The organism is Psychroflexus salis (assembly GCF_014640175.1).
GTDB classification, from domain to species: Bacteria; Bacteroidota; Bacteroidia; order Flavobacteriales; family Flavobacteriaceae; genus Psychroflexus; species Psychroflexus salis.
The window spans coordinates 1-18,144 of record NZ_BMGL01000007.1 but is presented as its reverse complement, the minus strand read 5'-3'; the positions used below and the strand labels follow the sequence as shown (position 1 = coordinate 18,144).

The window sequence follows — 18,144 nt, the reverse complement described above, 5'->3', positions numbered from 1 at the left end:
TTATTTTTCTTTTTGTTCCACGTGGAACATTTTCATACATTCATCTTCTTTCTTTCTCATGATTTGTTTTTCTGCTGCAGTTTTATCTGAAAAACCACAACAATGTAAAATTCCATGAATCATCACTCGCTTCAATTCATCTTCAAAAAGAAGCTTCAAATTAGCTGCGTTTTCTGTTACTCGGTCAATACTAATATAAATATCTGTTTGAATAGTTTTTCCAAAGCTATGGTCGAAGGTAATGATATCTGTAAAAGTATCGTGAGCTAAATATTCTTGATTGATTTTAAGCAATTCTTCATCAGAACAAAAGTGATAATTAATTTCAGTATAATTATAGCCTAAATGATGAATAACATTTTCAATCCATTGAATGTAATTGGATTTTTCAATTATGTGGAAATCAAAATTGGATTCAAAATCAATTGTTCTGTTCATTAAAATATTGTTTAATCAAGTTTTTGTATTTGGGCTGCAAAGGTAATTGTTGTCGGTTTAATATTTCAATGGTATTGAAATATTCTTTAGCTCTTTCTAGCTCGTTTACTTCTTTATTTTCAAAGTCTTTGGTGTTCGTTGTTGCTTCTCTTTTTTCTTCTTGACCTTGTTTTTGAGCAGCTTCTTTTAGTTTTAAAAGTTGGTGATTAATGTTTTTCATTTGTTTTAGTACATCACTACTAAAACCCTTCATAAGCAATTCTTCTTCGAGTTGTTCTAAACTCTTTTGTAAATTAATAGCGTCAGCTTCGATACCTAACTTTTTTATTTGATTTTCTAATTGTTGTTTTAAAGCTTGTTGTTTTTTGTAAATTTCGTACAATTCACCACTCATTTGTTCATTAAAGTTTTCACCTTCACCAGATTGTTTTCCATTTTCTCCTTCTTTACTTTTATTTCCATTTTCTCCTGATTTTCCGTTTTCGCCATTTTGTCCTTCACCTTCTCCAGAGCTACCTCCATTTTCACCTTGTTTTCCTTCACTATTTCCTTCTGCTTCGCCTTGTTCACCTTCACCGGGGCTTTTTCCCATGGCGTTTTGCATTTCTTTTTGCAGTTCTTCGTGCGATTTAATAATGTCTGAAAGTTGTTCGCCAGGACTTTCTCCACTTTGCCCTTGCCCACTACTTCCACTGCCGCTACCGCCGCTCATTTGTTGTTGCATTTGGTCTAAAGATGCATCTAACATATTGGCTAAATCGTTAGCATTGGTCATCACATATTGTTGGTTGCTTTGCGCTAAACGAATTTTATTATCGGCTAAACGCTCCAAACTTAGTTCTGTATTGTACTGAATATCAGTTATTTTTCTTGTAATTTCTTCGCTAATCATCTCATTTCTAAGCGCTAAAGAAAACAAGCTATCATCAATGTGTTTAAAGTTTTCGCGTAAATTTGCTTGTTTCTTTAAATTTTTAGCAAACCTTGCATTGGTTTCGCCATTTAAATCGTCAAAATTCTGCATTAAGTCTTCCTGTTCAAAAGAAAAACGAATTAAATTTTGAAGGATTCTTCTTAAGGTTTCTGCATCTTCAGTTTGTTGAGACTGCGCACCACTCATTAAGGACATGCCCATTTTTTTACTCAACTCTTTCATTTTGTCTGCTGCACTTTTTTGTTTTTGTTGCGGACTGGAACTGCTGTTGGAATTTTTGTTTTTCTCTTCTTTTTGTTCTGAATTTTCTTCTTTTTTGTTTTCTGAATTTTCTTGGCTTTCGCTCTCCTTGTCACTTTTGCTGTCTTGCTTAGCTTCTTCCTTTTCTTCTTGTTCTCCTTCTTTATTTTTATCTAGCATTTCGCTAGCATCCTGCATGTCTTTTTTAATTTCATCTTCGGTAAATTCATCCCGAAACAAATCCATTGGTTTCTTTAAATTATTATTTTCTTCTTCTAATTTTTCCAACTCTTCTTTCAGCTTATCAAAATCGTTATTTAATTGATTTTGTTCTTCGGCAGTTGTGTTTTCTTTTTCGCTTAAGTCTTCTTGTTTTTTAGCTAACTCTTCTAATTCTTCTGCTAATTGTTGTGTTTTTCTTTCCACATAATAGCGCTTAGTTAACTCTAATAATTGTTCTAATGTGCGTTCTTGTTTTTTGGTTTCGTTTGCTGCTTTTTTTAATTGTTCGTTAAGTTGTTCGTCTTCCATTTTCTCACGGTATTTTTCTAATTCTTCCATGAGTTCTTCGTTTTCTTGTAAACGCTCTTCATTTTCTTGTAAACGTTCAATCAGCTCTTCTTTTTTAGCATCTTTATTTTCAGGCTCAAACTCTTTTAAACTTTCTTTGAGTTCTTCGCTATAGTTTTTCATCATTTCCCGCTGTTGCTGTTGGCGTTTTAAATAGTTTTCAATTTTCTTTTTATCAGAAAACGATAGCTTGTTTTTTTCTTTTTGTAGCTGTTCAATTTCTTCTAAATCTTTTGCATTCTGCTTTTGTTTTTCTAAAGCCTTTTGCATGCCTTTAATGTTTTCATTTTGTTGGTTAAGCTTTTCTTTATTAGCTTCTTGTTGAGTTGATTTTCTGAAATTGAAATATGTAGATTTGGTTTTTTTGCTTCCGTTTACCCCATCATTATCATACACTTCAAAATAATATGTGTAGGTTTCGCCTTCGGTTAATTCGATTTTTTGGTTAGGAAAAACATATAAAAATTCAGCATAATTCCCTTTGCTAATCGAAATCGGTTCAATTTGTTTTTGATTTGGATTTTGTGAAGGATAATAAACCAATTGAAGTTTTGTTAACCCATAATCGTCGCTTGCTTTGCCCTGAAAGTATCTTGTTTTTTGTTCAATACTATCTTTTTTTGAAATAACATTTAAATTAGGAAATTCATCTTTAATTACTTCTAATTGAAAGTTTAGTGACTCGTAATTTTGTCGAGCTTTATTGGAAGTTGAAAGCTGATAATTTACAGAATTCTTAAAGCTTTTCTGAAGCATAAAATTATTGCCCGATTTAGTAAGTTGTAAAGTAGTATCTTTTATTTGAAGCCTTACACTTTTGGTATTTGCCGTGTTTAACTTCCACTCTACTTTTGTTCCTTCAGGAATTTGAGCATTGCCGGTTCCTTTTATTTCTTTTGCTTTAAATTGGGTATATGTTGGAAAATCCAAATTCAGGCTTAAATCGATAATTTTTGGAACTTCGATTAAATTAATTGTATATAAAGTTGAACTAACTTCATTCGCCTTCAATTGAAACGCTATCGGTTTTTTAATGTTTTCAAACTCATATTCAAATTGTCCATCCTTATTTTTTCTTAAATAATACGATTGATTATTGTATACAATTTGTGCTTCTTCTGGAATTACATCGCCTTCAGTAAAAATATTTAATTTAAAATCTTTGCCTTGTTCGGCTTCTAAATTAGAGTTGAGCACAACAAAGCGAAATGGTGCCGGTGGCTCGTAAGCTGTTTTATAATCGATTACACGCTGATAACTTTCTGTAAAAACATTTAATTTTCCGGTAAACCAAACTAAAATAATAATGAATAAAGGAATAGCAATATATTTTGTGTATTTTAAATTAGATTTAAAATTAATGGCCAATTGAAAAGGAACTGGTTGAATTTCTTTTGCTTTTTGCTCAATACTAGCAATTAACAAATCAGAATCAGCTCCATTTTTTTTGAGCTGTAAAACATTGGTAAGTTTGTCGCTTACTTGCGGAAAATGTGCCCCAATCATACTCGAAGCGGTTTCAAAATCTAATCCTTTTGCTAGTTTGAAGAGTTTGAGTAAAGGTTTTACAATAAACTGAAAAAATAATGCAGCTTCAACTGCAATAAAAATCCAAAACAAAAAGCTTCTACCTGTTGGTGTGAGCCAGAAAAAATATTCTAGTCCAACAATAATTATGAAATATAAAAAACCCAAGGCAAAAAAGAGAATACCACCTTTTATAAGTTCATTGATGTAAAATTTACCAATAAACTTTTCGAGTTTTTGTGTTACTTTTTTGTAGTTATTCATGCATTTATTTCAATCTGCGTAAAATTACCAATTAAAGCCCTAACTAATTGCTAATAAATGCAAAAGTTAGACTTGTGTTTTTTTAGCAAAAACGTTATTACTTATTTTTAAATTTACTAACTTAGGCTTCATTTTAAATGAATAGCATGAAACATATAACCCCTATTTACACCAAGAGAAAGTTAGAAAAAACAATTGGTGAGTTTATGTCTGTTCCTCAATTTGATGTCGAAGAACATTTTGGTGCATGGAATGCTACTCTATTTTATATAAGTAAAAAAAAGTGCTGGGTGTTAAGCCATAAACAAACGTGCTATGTTTTATTACTTCCCGAGAAAAAGAAAAAAGATGTAATTATTTTAAGCACGATATTAGAAGATAAGCAATAGTAATTATATGGTTTATTTTTATGGGTGATCAATACAAACAAAGGCTTTAATTGTATAAAAAATAAAAATAGAATGCGTACATCTTATTTTATATGTAATCTGTAACATTCCTAAAAACTTAAAAATGCATAAAAACACTTGTCTACTTTTTTTAATAATATTGACTTTTATTAGTGCATATTCACAAGAAAATGAATCTTATGATTTACAGATTTCTTTCTTAGGAATGGCGAAAAATCATAAAATTGATTACCTAAAAAACCACGAAAAAATACTCCTAATTGTAAAAAAACAAACTTCTATAAGAAAATTCAGCAAAGTAGATAGTGTGAAATTAATTCGATTATTACAGGCAAAAACTTCTGATTCAAAAAAAGAATTAGTTAAAATATTGGAAGATTATAAAGAATATAAATCTGACACTTTAGTATTAAAACAAGATGATTTAATCATAAACAAAGTAGACACATTTGTAAGAAATTGGAATAAAATAAAAAAAGATTTGGATATGAATCCTGATAAGAGAATAATTATTGACGGATATACCGTAAAACTATCCTTAGCACAAAATCATCAAAATCATGAAATAATCTTTGTGAGAGCCCCAACAAAAAAATCTCATTCTAAAATATACACACTAATTTCAGATTTAGAGAATTACTACAAAAATGAGATTAAAAACCCAATAATTGACTAAGATACTAAAGTTAACTGGCTGCAGACAAAAACTTGCCTACCAAACGAAACCAGTTCTAAAAATTTGCCCATTCTAATAGCTTAGCTTTGTTAAGCTGGAGCTGCAAAGCATGTGAAATTTTAAATTATGAGAAAAACATTTATTATATGCTTAATTTTATTTATCAATCTAACTTTTGCACAAAAAGGAAAATCTATTCTTATTTTAAAAGATGGTACTCAAATTAATGGTTTTGGAGAAATAAGCGGAATACAATCTATAGTTTCTGTGAAGTTTAAAAATGATACACTTAAATACAGAACTTATAAATCAAAAGAAATCATTGGAATTGATATACTTGAGAATAACTATTATAGACAATTTAGATATAAATATATAGATGGCGGTAAATTTCCAGATATAATGGAAATAGTATCCATAGATAGTGTAAGTTTATACATTAGAGTATATGAAGAAGCTGCTTTATCCAATTCATTATTAAATTATCCAAGATCAATAAATGAATATCAACCTACGCTAGTTGAATTGGAAAATGGCCAAAAAGTAGATGTGGTTCCAATTCGAAATATTTATATTGAAATAAACTTTCCACGATATAGCTATTATGTTGGTGCAGGTGAAAGCAACCAAGTAGAACATTTATACACAAAAGGTTTACCCTTTTCAAAAAGCTTCAAAAAATCTATAAAAAAACACTTTAAAAACTGTTCATCATTAATTGAAAAAGTTGAAAACAAAGAATTTTCAAAAGATGAAATATTAGAAGTAGTAGAGTATTACAATCGGACCTGTTTAAACTCAAAAGGCGAATAAATAGGCTTTTTTACTGAACTAAGGGATTTAATTTTCACTTTTTGCATCTTTTTATAAAAAAGCATACATTTGATTAATTGAATACGTAAACCCTTAATAAATATGTTTTTAAGTGTGATTTAAATAGCCTAATATCCATTTACAAACGCTTACAAACGAAAATAAAAGAAAGTAAGTGGTTGTTAACCGAATGCAATATAAGTGCTGTTTCATCTTTGCATCGTCGATTTGGCTGAGTTGCTAAATTAGGCAAAACATAAAAATTTTATTAACCTTTAAATTTTATATTATGAGCTTACGTAATCAAGTACAGTTAATTGGAAACTTAGGAAATGATCCAGAAATCATTAAATTAGACAGTGGTAAAAAGTTAGCCAAGTTTAGTCTTGCTACTAACGAATCTTACCAAAACAAGCAAGGCGAACGTGTAACCGAAACCGAATGGCACAACATAGTTGCTTGGGGAAAAACAGCCGATATTATTGAAAAATATGTAGGTAAAGGAAAAGAAATAATTGTGAAAGGAAAAATAACTACTCGCTCTTACGAAACCAAAGAAGGCGAAAAGCGCTATACTACTGAAATAGTTTGTGAAGAAGTAGTTATGTTGGGTAGCAAATAGTCCTTTTTACCTTTTTACATGAGCTCGAATGTAATTTTTTGCATTCGAGTTTTTTTATGTGGTATTTTGAAAACACTGAAAAATTATTATCAATGATGTTTTATTCGAACTGACATTGTTCTCGATACAATTATTGTATTAAATCAATAATTCGTTTTAAAGCAGCATCAATATCGATGCTTTCCATTACATTTTCGTATCCATCAATCATTTTATTTCCATACACAGAAATGGGCAACAGTGGATATTTTTTTAAATCGGGTAGAAATTGATTTTCCTTGGGTTGTAAAAATGTAGCAAATCCTGCAAAAGGATGTGTTCCGCCCCAAAAAGTAAGTACGGGAACGCCAAACATAGCCGCTAAATGACCGTTACCACTATCCATAGAAAGCATCAATTTAAGATTCGAAATTAGAATTAACTCTTCATTAAATGTAAATTTACCTGCTGCAGTAATGCAGTTTGAAAATTCATTTGCTAGTTCGTTTAAATCTTCAACTTCTTGTTTTCCACCACCAAAAAAAATAATTTTTATATGAGGCAGCCTTTGTTTTAATTGGCTTAAAATGGCTTTTATTTTGTTTAAAGGAAGCCGCTTAGAGCGATGCGCAGCAAAAGGCGCAAAACCAATGTATGTGTTTTGATTAGAAAGGTTAAGTTTGTTTACAAGCGGTTGGCTAAGTGCTTTTCTGGGTTTTACATGACTTGGTTTTAAATCTACAGGATAACCCAACTTTTCGAACACATCAGCATAACGTTGATGTGAGGTTTTAAGTTGCTTAAATACTTTGTTTTCAGTTCGAGTGAGTGCTTTTTTATCTCTCCTGCCTTTGCTTATTTTTTCATTTTTTAAACCGCGCATACTGAGTACACGCCTTAAAATTTTTGAACGCAATACATTATGTACATCGGCAATTACGTTAATTCGATTAGGAATTTCGGCGGCTAATCGTAAAATACCAGGTAAGCTTTTGTGTTTTCCGCGTGTATCTGCTACATGGGTTTCCACTCTTGAAAAATCTTCAAAAAAAGGCACAAATAATGCCTTGGTTAAAATATGTAAATGAAGTTGTGGGTACTTTTCTAGTAAAGCAACAACTACAGGAACTAACATTGCAACATCGCCCATGGCCGAAAGCCGAATTACTAAAACGTGTTGCTCTTTTTTCATGTGTTATTTTTTGTTACGCAAAACGGGATTCATTTCGTCATCATTGTACATTTTCATTTGTTTGTACACTTTCATATATTTTTCGCCTTTTTCAATATCTGCTAACAATTGGTCTATGGCAGTAGATAAATCTACGCGTTGTTCCAATAAAATATTCAGCTTTGCTTTACAAGCCATTTGGTGTTTTTGGCTGGCATTGGTTCGATTGGCTTCTTCGTTCATGTGGTAAATTTTCAAGGCTAAAATCGACAAACGATCAATTCCCCAAGCGGGACTTTCGGTATTGATTTTTGCATTCTGCTTTACATCAACATCTTTGTATTTTTCTAAAAAGTAACTATCAACAAATTCAACTGTATCGGTTCGGTCTTGGTTAGAAGCATCGATTTTTCGTTTTAAAACCAAAGCATCATCAGGCTTAATGTTGGGATCGCGAATTAAATCTTCGTAATGCCATTGTACGGTATCTATCCAACATTTTCTATACAATAAATGTTCAATAGTTTGCGATTTGGTATCATACGGATTATTAAATTCTTGGTCTACACGATCTTCAATATGATATTTTTCAATTACTTCTATAAAGATTTGATTTGCTTTTTCTGAAAACATAAATGTAAATTTTTAGCTTTTACAAAGATAGGTTTTACAGATGAATTGAGGCGGTTTGTTCTTAATTGGATATATAGTCTATTTTTTTCTGTTTTTCATTTTTTCAGCTATAGCTAGCATTCAAAGCAAATTAATTGTTCTTTGTTTTAAATGCTGCCTAAAAAACTACTCAGGCTTAATACTAGCAATAGTAGAAACAGAACTTCTTTTAAAACCGGCTTTATTTTTAATTGAAAAACGTTTCCAGCTAGCATGCTTAAAGGAAGCACGGCAATGCCTAATGCATCAATTTGTGTTTTTTCTGCAAAAGCCCAACCCACCAAAACAACAATAAAACTTAATAAGATGAGGTTTAAGCTTGTTTTTAAAGCCAGCGCTACCCCACTTATTATTTTAAAAATACTAAAAAGTATAAACAAACTAAACAAGCTGAAAATGCAAATAAATAAGGGATTTTCTTGCCAAATTAAACGAAAGTTATTCCATCCAAAATCGGTATAAGCTTCATAAAAAAACTGCCACTCATCGGTTTGTATAAGTTTAAAAGCAGTAAAAAATAAAGCACCGCAAATCCAAGCTATTAGTGGAATAAAAAAGTTTTTTGCATCGTACAGCGTATACTCAACAACAGCATAAAAAACCACCAACATAAGCAATACCAAATAGGGTTGAAATAAACTAGCCGCAAAAAACCACAAGGACGCATCGAATATTTTCTTTTTGGGCTCAATTTGTGTTTTTAAACTTATTAGTCTACGTAAGCCTAACAAGACAAAAAAAGCAGGAATTAACACATTTGCGTTTAAGTAAATCTCCGGCAACGAAGTACACAATGCAATAAATGTAAATACAGCAAAAGCATTGGTATGGTTTATTTTATTGCGTTTTACTATAAAATTGATACCAAAAAACAGAGATAAAAGAATAAAGTATTTTCCAATAATTGCAAATATATTTACTGTAGTAACAGGCAAAATATCTATCCAAAAATGAATGCTTAAATAGCACGCTAAGCTAACAAACACAATGGGTTTAGACTTGCTTAAAAAACGGGTTAATATCATTTTTATAAAATTATAGCCAAGCTACATTTTAGCTTATTTTTAAATCAGTAAAATTTAATTTACTATTTAGCCTACTTTTACAGCTCTATTGGTATTAATTATTATTTTTGCAAGGTAATTATTACTTAGTATACTTATGAAAGATTTTTTTGAAGGAATAGCAAGTTTATTTGAAGATGTACTTTTTTTACCTTTAGACGCACTTAGAGAATTACAGGAATCTTCTTGGACTGCTGCAAATGCCCTAAATTGGTTGTTTATGCTTATCGCTTTTGTTGCTTTTTTATATTGGATGAAGCAATTAAAAACTTACAGTAACAACAACGAAGAACGAACTGATGTTAAAGCACATTCGTATTTAGGGAAACAATAAGATTACTAACTTAAAAATAAAACAGAACAGATTTAGGCTAAATCTTGACCTAAATCTGTTCTGAAATTTTTCCCTTCAAAATTAATCTTTTCTGCACTGGCGTAGCTTTTTTGTAAAGCTTCTTTATAGTCTTTTCCAAAACTAGTAAGGGCTAAAACTCTCCCTCCGTTTGTAATTAAGTCTTTATTTTTGTTGTAGGTTGTACCTGCGTGATAAATCTTTGTTTCTGTAATATTTTCTAATCCCGTTATTTTCTTCCCCTTTTCGTAAGCTTCTGGATAACCACCCGAAACCAACATTAAAGTAGTTGCTGTACGTTGGTCTAGGTTTAAATTTATTTGGTTAAGTTCTTGAGTTTCTAATAGACTTAAAACTTCAATTAAATCATTTTGAATTCTAGGAATAACAACCTCAGTTTCGGGGTCGCCCATTCTCACATTATATTCAATTACGTAAGCTTTATTTTCTACTTTCATTAAACCGATAAAAACAAATCCTTTGTAGTCTATATTTTCTTGCGCTAATCCGTTTATTGTAGGTTGAATTATGTCTCGGTCAACATGACTCATAAAGTCTTCATCTGCAAATGGTACTGGAGAAATGGCACCCATTCCACCAGTGTTTAAACCGGTATCGCCTTCTCCAATGCGTTTATAATCTTTTGCATTAGGAAGTGTAATGTAATTTTTTCCGTCGGTAAGTACAAAAACACTAAGTTCTATTCCTGAAAGAAATTCTTCAATCACTAATTTTTCTGAAGCTTTTCCGAATTTATGTCCGGTTAACATGGCTTCAATTTCTGCTTCAGCTTCTGCTTTATTTTCAATAATTAAAACGCCTTTTCCTGCAGCTAATCCATCGGCTTTCAATACATAAGGCGGATTCATTTCATCTAAAAAATCTTTAGCTTCTTGCACTTCACTTTTATTGAAGCTTTTGTATTTAGCGGTCGGAATGTGGTGCGCTTCCATAAATTGTTTAGCGCGTTCTTTGCTTCCTTCCAAAGCAGCTCCAGCTTGCGATGGACCAATCACTTTTATATGTTGTATGGCTTCATCTTTCTTAACAAAATCAGTAATGCCATTTACCAGCGGATCTTCTGGACCAACCACTAACATATCGATTTTTAAATCGATGAGTTGCTTTTTTACAGCAGCAAAATCGTTTACATTTAAAGAAACATTAGTTGCCATTTCGAGTGTTCCCGCATTTCCTGGGGCAACATACAACTTTTTGCATAAGGGACTTTCAATAAACTTGGTAGCTAAAGCGTGTTCTCTACCACCGCTACCTAACAAAAGAATATTCATTTTAAAAGCATTTTTCAGATTGCCCCAAAAGTAAATCTTTGTAAATTGGCAACGAATATTTTATGAAGAAAATCTAAATGAATTTGTTGAATTTTTCGCTTCGTGTAAAAGGCTTCCCTATGAAGGAAGCAAAAAAAGAGTTTCAACACATTTTGTCGATTCCAAATGAAGACTACGCAAATTACATTGAAGCTAAAAAAAACGAAATTTTACAATTTCATTTTCAAAACAATCCTGCTTATAAACAGCTTGTTGGAAGTAGATTACCAAAAAACTGGGAAGACATTCCAGTTATGACCAAACAAGATTTACAGCAACCTCTACAAAATAGATTGAGCAATGGTTTAGCTAAAAAAGATATTTTTATAAATAAAACTTCAGGTTCTAGTGGTAATCCATTCATTTTTGCGAAAGATAAATTTTGTCATGCTTTAACTTGGACGCATATTTTTTCTCGGTATAAATTGCACAATATCATTCCAAATCAATCTTTCGAAGCTCGATTTTACGGTATTCCTAAAGACTTTGTTGGTCATCAAAAAGAACGCTTAAAAGATAAAATGGCGGGACGATTTCGTTTTAATATTTACGATTTAAGCGACGCGGTTTTAGCTGAATTTGTAAATGAATTTAAACAAAAAAAATTCGATTACATTAATGGTTATACCAGTTCGATTGTACAATTTGCTAAGTATGTTTTAAATGAAGGAATTCAACTAAAACAAATTTGTCCAACTTTAAAACTTTGTATTGTTACCAGCGAAATGCTTTTTGAAGAAGACAAGAAGATTTTAGAAGAAGCTTTTCAAGTTCCTGTTGTAAACGAATATGGAGCAAGCGAACTGGATTTAATCGCTTTTCAAAATCCGCAAGATGAATGGGAAATAAATAGCAAAACCATTTGGGTAGAAATTTTAGATGATCATAATAAACCTGTTCCTTATGGCGAAGAAGGAAATATTGTAATTACGGCTTTGTATAACAAGGCACATCCCTTTATTCGATACAAAATTGGCGATGTTGGAATTCTAGACCTTTCGAGCACTGCAAAAAAACCAATTTTAAAAAAACTCATTGGTAGAACTAACGATTTTGCCATTTTACCAAGCGGTAAGCGCGTTCCAGGCTTAACTTTTTACTATGTAACCAAATCGGTTATTGAAGATAAAGGAGTAGTTAAAGAGATTAAAGTGCTTCAAAAAACCAAATCTCATTTTGAAGTGCAATATGCAGCCGATCGAGAATTGCATAACGAAGAAATAAAGGCTATTGAAAACGCAATGACTACCTATTTAGAACCTAATTTACAAATAGAGTTTGTACAATTAGAAACTTTAGAACGTTCTAAAAGCGGTAAACTAAAACAATTTACTTCGCTACTTTCGTAGTAAGTTTAGCTTCGGTAGCTTGCATAAACTCTTCTGCTTTCTCTACCATATTTTTACTTCCACAGAAAAATGGAGCACGCTCGTGTAATTCAGATGGTTGGATGTCTAAAATACGTTGAAAACCATCACTAGCTTTACCTCCTGCTTGCTCGGCTATAAAAGCCATCGGATTACATTCGTATAATAATCGTAATTTCCCGTTGTTAGCTTTCGAACTTTTGGGATACATGTAAATTCCGCCTTTAATCATGTTTCTATGAAAGTCTGAAACTAAGGAACCGATGTAACGAGAAGTGTAAGGTCTTTCTCCTTCTTCGGCTTGGCAATACTTAATATAATCTTTTACGCCTTGCGGAAAATGCACATAATTTCCTTCATTAATAGAGTAAATATTTCCATTTTCTGGGAATTGCATATTCGGGTGGCTCAAATAATAGGTGCCAATTGCTGGATTTAACGTAAAGCCATTTACACCGCAACCTGTGGTGTAAACCAACATAGTAGAGGTTCCATAAATAATGTAGCCTGCAGCCACTTGCTGGTTTCCAGGCTGAAGAAAATCTTCCATCTCAACAGGAGCTCCTTCAGGTGTAACTCTTCTGTAAATTGAAAAAATGGTTCCTACCGAAACATTTACATCGATGTTTGAGCTGCCATCGAGCGGATCCATCAAGACCACATATTTGTTGTTGTGTTTTTCATTTTGTCCTTGTATAGTAATGTAATTATCGTTTTCTTCAGAAGCGATTCCGCAAACAATTTCACGATTAATTAAAGTTTGGATAAAGGTTTCGTTGGCATACACATCTAATTTTTGTTGTTGTTCTCCTTGGATGTTTTCTTCTCCAGCAGAACCTGTAATATCTACCAATCCAGCTTTGTTTACTTCATGGTTTACAACTTTTGCAGCTAAGCGTATGGAATTGATTAGTCGTGATAATTCGCCAGATGAATATTGAAAAGATTCTTGATTTTCAATAATAAATTCTCCTAAAGTTTGGTTCTTTTTTTTCATTTACGAAAACGATTTAGTTTTACGCAAAAATAGAAAAATCAATAGTTTATGGAACTTTTTAAATCCTTTAATTCTATAAATTATCGATTACATAAAATTTTGTTTACTTTGTTTGAAGCCTTATAGGTTTATGTGTAATTTTTTATTTAATCTATAAAAATCTGAAGATAGAAAATGCAACTTTGGGTCTAAGTTTAGATTTTAAAATGAGAATGTAACATTATCTCTAAAAAAGAGTCTAATACTTAATAGAGTCCTATTAGATTAATAAAATATATCACTTATGATTTTTCGTAGCGAATTAAAGTTTTTAAGCATTGTTGTCTTGTTTTTAAGTTTCTTTGAATTAAGTCATGCACAAGACTTTCAGGGCAAAGCTATTTATCAAACCAAAACCACTATGGATTTAGGCGATTGGGGAGGAAGAGAGATGAGCGAACAACAGCGCAAACAAATTATGGAGCGAATGAAGAGCTTTCTTGAAAAAACCTTTATTCTAAACTTCAATAAAACCGAATCGATTTATAAGGAAGACGAAAAACTAGCCGCGCCTGGAAGTGGTGGAGGCTGGGGCGGATTTGCTTCAAGTTTTACGGGAGGTCCACAGTATAAAAATGTAAAAAACCAAGAGTTATTACAGGAACAGGAGTTTTTTGGAAAACGTTTTTTAATAAAAGACGAATTAAAAAAATTAGACTGGAAAATGACAAGCGAAACCAAACAAATTGGTCAATATATGTGTTTTAAAGCTATTGCTATAAAAGAAGTAGACGAGTTTGATTGGAGAAGTATGCGAAGAAGAAATACAGATGAGCAAAAGAAAAATGAGAAAGAAGTAGATACTACTAATACAAAAACTGTTGTTGAAGATATTGAAATTCCTAAAACTATTGAAATAGTAGCTTGGTATACACCACAAATTCCTGTTAATCAAGGTCCAGGTGAGTATTGGGGTTTACCTGGCTTAATTTTAGAAGTAAATGCAGATAAAACCACAATCTTGTGCACTAAAATTGTTTTAAACCCAGCGGAGAGAGAAGATATAATTGTACCTTCTAAAGGACAAGAAATCACTCAAGAAGAATACAATAAAACCATAAAACAAAAAATGGAAGAAATGCGAGAAATGTATGGCGGTAGAAATAGAGGCCGTTAATTTTCTAGTTTTTGCTTCAACCAACTTCAAATTAATTCAATGAGAAAAATATGTTTAAGTATTTTCCTGTTATGTATAGGAAATACATTTGCCCAAATCAATGTTCAAGGTGTTGTAAAAGATAGTTTAGGTACAGCCTTAGAATTAGCTAATATTATTGCCATTAACACAGAAACGAATGCTTTAGATGGTTACGCTATTACAAATGATAAAGGCAAATATATTATTTCATTAAAAAAAATGACTTCCTATAAAATTCAGGTGAGTTATTTGGGAATGAAAACAGCGGAAGAATCTTTACAAACAAAAAATGAAGATCTAATAAAAGATTTTGTTTTATATGAAGATGAATTACTTGATGCAGTCGAATTAACTTACGAAATGCCTGTTACCATTAGTGGTGACACGCTTACTTATAATGCAGATTCGTTTAAAGTAGGCACTGAACGCAAACTCGAAGACATTTTAAAAAATTTACCAGGAGTTGAAGTCACAGAAGATGGCGATATAGAAGTTGAAGGCGTACGAGTTCAAAAATTAATGATTGATGGAAAAGATTTTTTTGATGGAGATACTAAATTAGGAGCAAAAAATATTCCATCTAATGCGGTAGATAAAGTTCAAGTACTAAAAAACTATGCAGAAGTTGGTCAACTAAGTGGTGTTCAAAACAACCAAGACAATATTGCTATGAACATTAAATTAAAAGAAGGCAAAGAAAATTTTTGGTTTGGTAATATTACTGCAGGCGGAGGTGCATCTACCGATGGAGAACTTTACTTAGTTCAACCAAAACTATTTTATTACAGCCCAAAGTACAGTATTAATTTTATTGGCGATATAAATAACTTGGGCGAACTTGCGTTAACCAATAGAGATATTCGAAATTTTACGGGCGGATTTAGAAACCCGAGCAGATCGAGTGGTACAAATCTTAATTTAGGGAACAACAACCTAAACTTTAGCGCTTTACAAAATAATAGAGCAGAAAATATTGAAACTAAACTGGCTGCGGCTAATTTTACATACGCACCAACAGAAAAGTTAGACTTGAGTGGATTTGCTATTTTTTCGAGCAGCCGGATAGATTTGCAGCAGAATAATTCAGTTTTATATACCGACGAAAGCTTAGGAATTCCAGATGAAATTACAGAAACCTCTACCCAACAAAAAAGCGACCAAGGCATTGTAAAATTAAGTGCGATTTATAAAGAAAATGCACAAAATCAGTTAGACTATGATGTGTTGGCAAGAATCTCTAAAGAACAAGAAGGCCGAAATTTACTTTCTTCTGTAATAGGAAATACTAATCAGTTAGAAGAAGTAACGCCCTATAGTATAAACCAAAATTTTAATTACTACTACACCTTAAATGAGCGTAATATCTTTTCTTTTGAAGCTCAGCACCTAATACAAGACGAAGACCCATTTTACAATGCTCTTTTAGAAGATAAAGATGGTTACGGAAGTACAGCAAATGCTATTGGCTTAGATCCAAGTCAAATTAATTATAATGTAGCTCAAAACCGAAGAGTTTTGTCTAATCAACTAGACGCTAAGCTAGATTATTGGTATATTATAAACAATAAAAGCAACATCAATTTTACCTTAGGAAGTATTTTAAGTCGCCAAGATTTCGATTCTGATATCTTTCAAATATTAGACAATGGTTCTACTTTTATTCCCACTACAACCATAAATCAAGGCTTAAACACTAACGATACGCAGTATAACTTTAGCGATGTTTACTTAGGCATTCATTACCAATTAAAAGCAGGAATATTTACACTTACACCTGGTTTTTCTGCACATGCTTATGGAAACAGGAACATTCAATTTGGGGAAGAATACAAAGACAATTTTTTCCGTTTATTGCCCGATTTTGATGCTCGAATACAATTAAAAAAGAGCGAGCGTATTGTGTTTAATTACAGTATGCAAAATCAATTTACAGACGTAACTAATCTTGCTCGTGGTTTAGTACTCAACAATTTTAATTCTTTATTTATAGGAAATGAAGAATTAGAAAATGCCTTATCTCATAATTTAAATTTAAATTATTTTAGCTTCAACTTATTTAATTACACCAATGTATTTGCTTTTTTAAATTACAGAAAAAGCATCGACCAAATTAGGAACTTAACCAATTTCGAAAGTGTTATTCGAACTAGTTCACCCTTCAACTCTTCTTTTGCAGACGAAACCTTTACTGCAAATGGAAGATTTCAAAGGCGATTTGGTAAATTAAGAGCAAGTTTAAATGCTGGATTTAATTACAGTAAATTCAATCAATTTATTCAAAATCAACGATCGGTAAACGAAAGTTACAGTCAAAATTATGGAGCTGAACTAAGAACAAACTATAAAAAATCACCCAACTTTACCATTCGTTACGACTTTAGTATTCAAGAAAATAACCAAGGATCTAGGCAAACTACTTTTTATACCAACGCACCTTCTATAGAATTTGATGCATTAATTTGGGAAAAGTTTACATTTAGAACAAAATATGCCTACAATAATTTACAAGACGAAAATAGAACTTTAAATTCATTCGAATTTTGGGACGCATCTTTAAATTACAGAAAGAACAAAGACGCTAAATTTGAGTACGAACTAAAAGCGACTAACCTACTCGATACTAAATTTATTGCTCGATCGGATGCAAATGCATTTTCAGTAAGTGCATCACAGTTTTTTATTCAACCTAGATTTATAAGCTTTAGATTAACTTATAATTTATAGAAATAACTTCAAAAAACATTAGCATTTTATTCTTTATGAATAAAATGCTAATGAAATTCATAAAGCAAAACCAAAGTAAAATTAATAAGTATAGGCCAGCATGTTTCGGTAGGAAATATTTATAACAAATCCTTAAGTGGCTTCAAAACAACAAATTCAATTTAATGCCTATTTTTACAGCTTTAAAATGAATTATGGATTTTAAAATTCGATGGGCAACAGAAAAAGATATTCCCAATATTTTACAACTTATTGAAGAATTAGCAGTCTATGAAAAGGAACCTGACGCGGTGGAGGTAACCGAAGAAATATTGCTTCAATATGGGTTTAGCGACGAAGCTTTTTTTAAATGTTATGTTGCAGAATTTAGAAACGAAATTATCGGGATGGCTTTGTTTTACCCACGATTTTCTACCTGGAAAGGAAAAAGCATTCATTTAGAGGATTTAATTGTAACCCAAAAAATGCGTGGTAAAGGAGTGGGAAGAGCTTTGTTGGATAAAGTGGTATCCTACGCACACCAACAAAAATTGAAAAGAGTAGAATGGGTAGTTTTGGATTGGAATACCCCGGCGATAGAATTTTACAATTCGTATGGAGCCAACGTAATGCAGGAATGGAATACCGTTCATTTGGACGAAAAAGGAATACAAAATGCAATAGAAAATAGTAAAACATAAAAAAATGCAGGTTTTTAAATTTGGTGGAGCGTCTGTAAAAGATGCAGAAGGAGTACAAAATGTTGCTCGTGTAATGCAACTCATGGGTGCAGAAAATAAAGTGATGGTAGTTTCTGCCATGGGAAAAACAACCAAT

The 18,144-nt window shown here is 31.8% G+C and carries 17 protein-coding genes; 10 read left to right on the top strand and 7 right to left on the bottom strand.

What is annotated here, in order from left to right; genetic code table 11:
• Both ybeY and IEV63_RS06640 read right to left on the bottom strand, forming a co-directional pair.
• Positions 1-438 carry an rRNA maturation RNase YbeY gene (gene ybeY / locus IEV63_RS06645; RefSeq protein WP_188406013.1) on the bottom strand — a complete coding sequence of 146 codons (438 nt, stop codon included), beginning with the start codon at positions 436-438 and terminating at the stop codon, positions 1-3.
• Positions 422-3,973, bottom strand: coding sequence for a DUF4175 family protein (locus tag IEV63_RS06640; RefSeq protein ID WP_188406012.1), 3,552 nt, complete (start codon positions 3,971-3,973; stop codon positions 422-424). The genes ybeY and IEV63_RS06640 overlap by 17 nt, the downstream gene beginning before the upstream one ends.
• Positions 3,974-4,119: 146 nt before the next feature.
• Here IEV63_RS06640 and IEV63_RS06635 point away from each other — a divergent pair, with 146 nt between their 5' ends.
• From IEV63_RS06635 to IEV63_RS06620, 4 genes are all read left to right on the top strand, one after another.
• Positions 4,120-4,362, top strand: coding sequence for a DUF6933 domain-containing protein (locus IEV63_RS06635; RefSeq protein WP_188406011.1), 243 nt, complete (start codon positions 4,120-4,122; stop codon positions 4,360-4,362).
• Positions 4,363-4,486: 124 nt separating this feature from the next.
• Positions 4,487-5,059 (top strand): hypothetical protein, encoded by a 573-nt coding sequence (locus IEV63_RS06630; RefSeq protein WP_188406010.1) that lies wholly within the window; start codon positions 4,487-4,489, stop codon positions 5,057-5,059.
• Positions 5,060-5,185: 126 nt separating this feature from the next.
• Positions 5,186-5,872: a hypothetical protein gene (locus IEV63_RS06625; RefSeq protein ID WP_188406009.1), complete on the top strand. Its 687-nt coding sequence runs from the start codon at positions 5,186-5,188 to the stop codon at positions 5,870-5,872.
• Positions 5,873-6,158: 286 nt separating this feature from the next.
• A complete protein-coding gene (locus tag IEV63_RS06620; RefSeq protein ID WP_188406167.1) occupies positions 6,159-6,494 on the top strand; it encodes a single-stranded DNA-binding protein in 336 nt (111 codons plus the stop codon).
• A 130-nt stretch (positions 6,495-6,624) separates the two neighbouring features.
• Here IEV63_RS06620 and IEV63_RS06615 read toward each other — a convergent pair whose 3' ends face one another.
• The 3 genes from IEV63_RS06615 to IEV63_RS06605 form a co-directional block, all read right to left on the bottom strand.
• On the bottom strand, positions 6,625-7,665 hold the full coding sequence (locus tag IEV63_RS06615; RefSeq protein WP_188406008.1) for a glycosyltransferase family 9 protein: 1,041 nt from the start codon (positions 7,663-7,665) through the stop codon (positions 6,625-6,627).
• Positions 7,666-7,668: 3 nt separating this feature from the next.
• A complete protein-coding gene (locus IEV63_RS06610; protein ID WP_188406007.1) occupies positions 7,669-8,277 on the bottom strand; it encodes a DUF4254 domain-containing protein in 609 nt (202 codons plus the stop codon).
• A gap of 146 nt (positions 8,278-8,423) precedes the next feature.
• Positions 8,424-9,341 (bottom strand): hypothetical protein, encoded by a 918-nt coding sequence (locus IEV63_RS06605; protein WP_188406006.1) that lies wholly within the window; start codon positions 9,339-9,341, stop codon positions 8,424-8,426.
• A 136-nt stretch (positions 9,342-9,477) separates the two neighbouring features.
• Here IEV63_RS06605 and IEV63_RS06600 point away from each other — a divergent pair, with 136 nt between their 5' ends.
• A complete protein-coding gene (locus IEV63_RS06600) occupies positions 9,478-9,714 on the top strand; it encodes a DUF6341 family protein (RefSeq protein WP_188406005.1) in 237 nt (78 codons plus the stop codon).
• A gap of 32 nt (positions 9,715-9,746) precedes the next feature.
• On the opposite strand, the gene purD is transcribed toward IEV63_RS06600, so the two are convergent.
• Positions 9,747-11,024, bottom strand: coding sequence for a phosphoribosylamine--glycine ligase (gene purD, locus IEV63_RS06595; protein WP_188406004.1), 1,278 nt, complete (start codon positions 11,022-11,024; stop codon positions 9,747-9,749).
• A gap of 77 nt (positions 11,025-11,101) precedes the next feature.
• Between purD and IEV63_RS06590 the strand changes: the two genes are divergently transcribed.
• Positions 11,102-12,412, top strand: a complete 1,311-nt coding sequence (locus IEV63_RS06590) for a phenylacetate--CoA ligase family protein (protein WP_188406003.1) — start codon at positions 11,102-11,104, stop codon at positions 12,410-12,412.
• Here IEV63_RS06590 and fbp read toward each other — a convergent pair.
• Positions 12,393-13,427, bottom strand: coding sequence for a class 1 fructose-bisphosphatase (fbp, locus tag IEV63_RS06585; RefSeq protein WP_188406002.1), 1,035 nt, complete (start codon positions 13,425-13,427; stop codon positions 12,393-12,395). The genes IEV63_RS06590 and fbp overlap by 20 nt on opposite strands.
• 283 nt (positions 13,428-13,710) lie before the next feature.
• On the opposite strand from fbp, the gene IEV63_RS06580 reads away from it, so the two are divergent.
• From IEV63_RS06580 to IEV63_RS06565, 4 genes are all read left to right on the top strand, one after another.
• A complete protein-coding gene (locus IEV63_RS06580; RefSeq protein WP_188406001.1) occupies positions 13,711-14,583 on the top strand; it encodes a GLPGLI family protein in 873 nt (290 codons plus the stop codon).
• A gap of 39 nt (positions 14,584-14,622) precedes the next feature.
• Complete coding sequence (locus IEV63_RS06575) at positions 14,623-17,328, top strand: carboxypeptidase-like regulatory domain-containing protein (RefSeq protein ID WP_188406000.1); 2,706 nt, start codon at positions 14,623-14,625, stop codon at positions 17,326-17,328.
• Between the two features lie 194 nt (positions 17,329-17,522).
• A complete protein-coding gene (locus IEV63_RS06570) occupies positions 17,523-18,008 on the top strand; it encodes a GNAT family N-acetyltransferase (RefSeq protein WP_188405999.1) in 486 nt (161 codons plus the stop codon).
• A gap of 4 nt (positions 18,009-18,012) precedes the next feature.
• Positions 18,013-18,144: amino acid kinase family protein (locus IEV63_RS06565; protein ID WP_444544429.1), on the top strand; the 132-nt coding region annotated here is incomplete at its 3' end.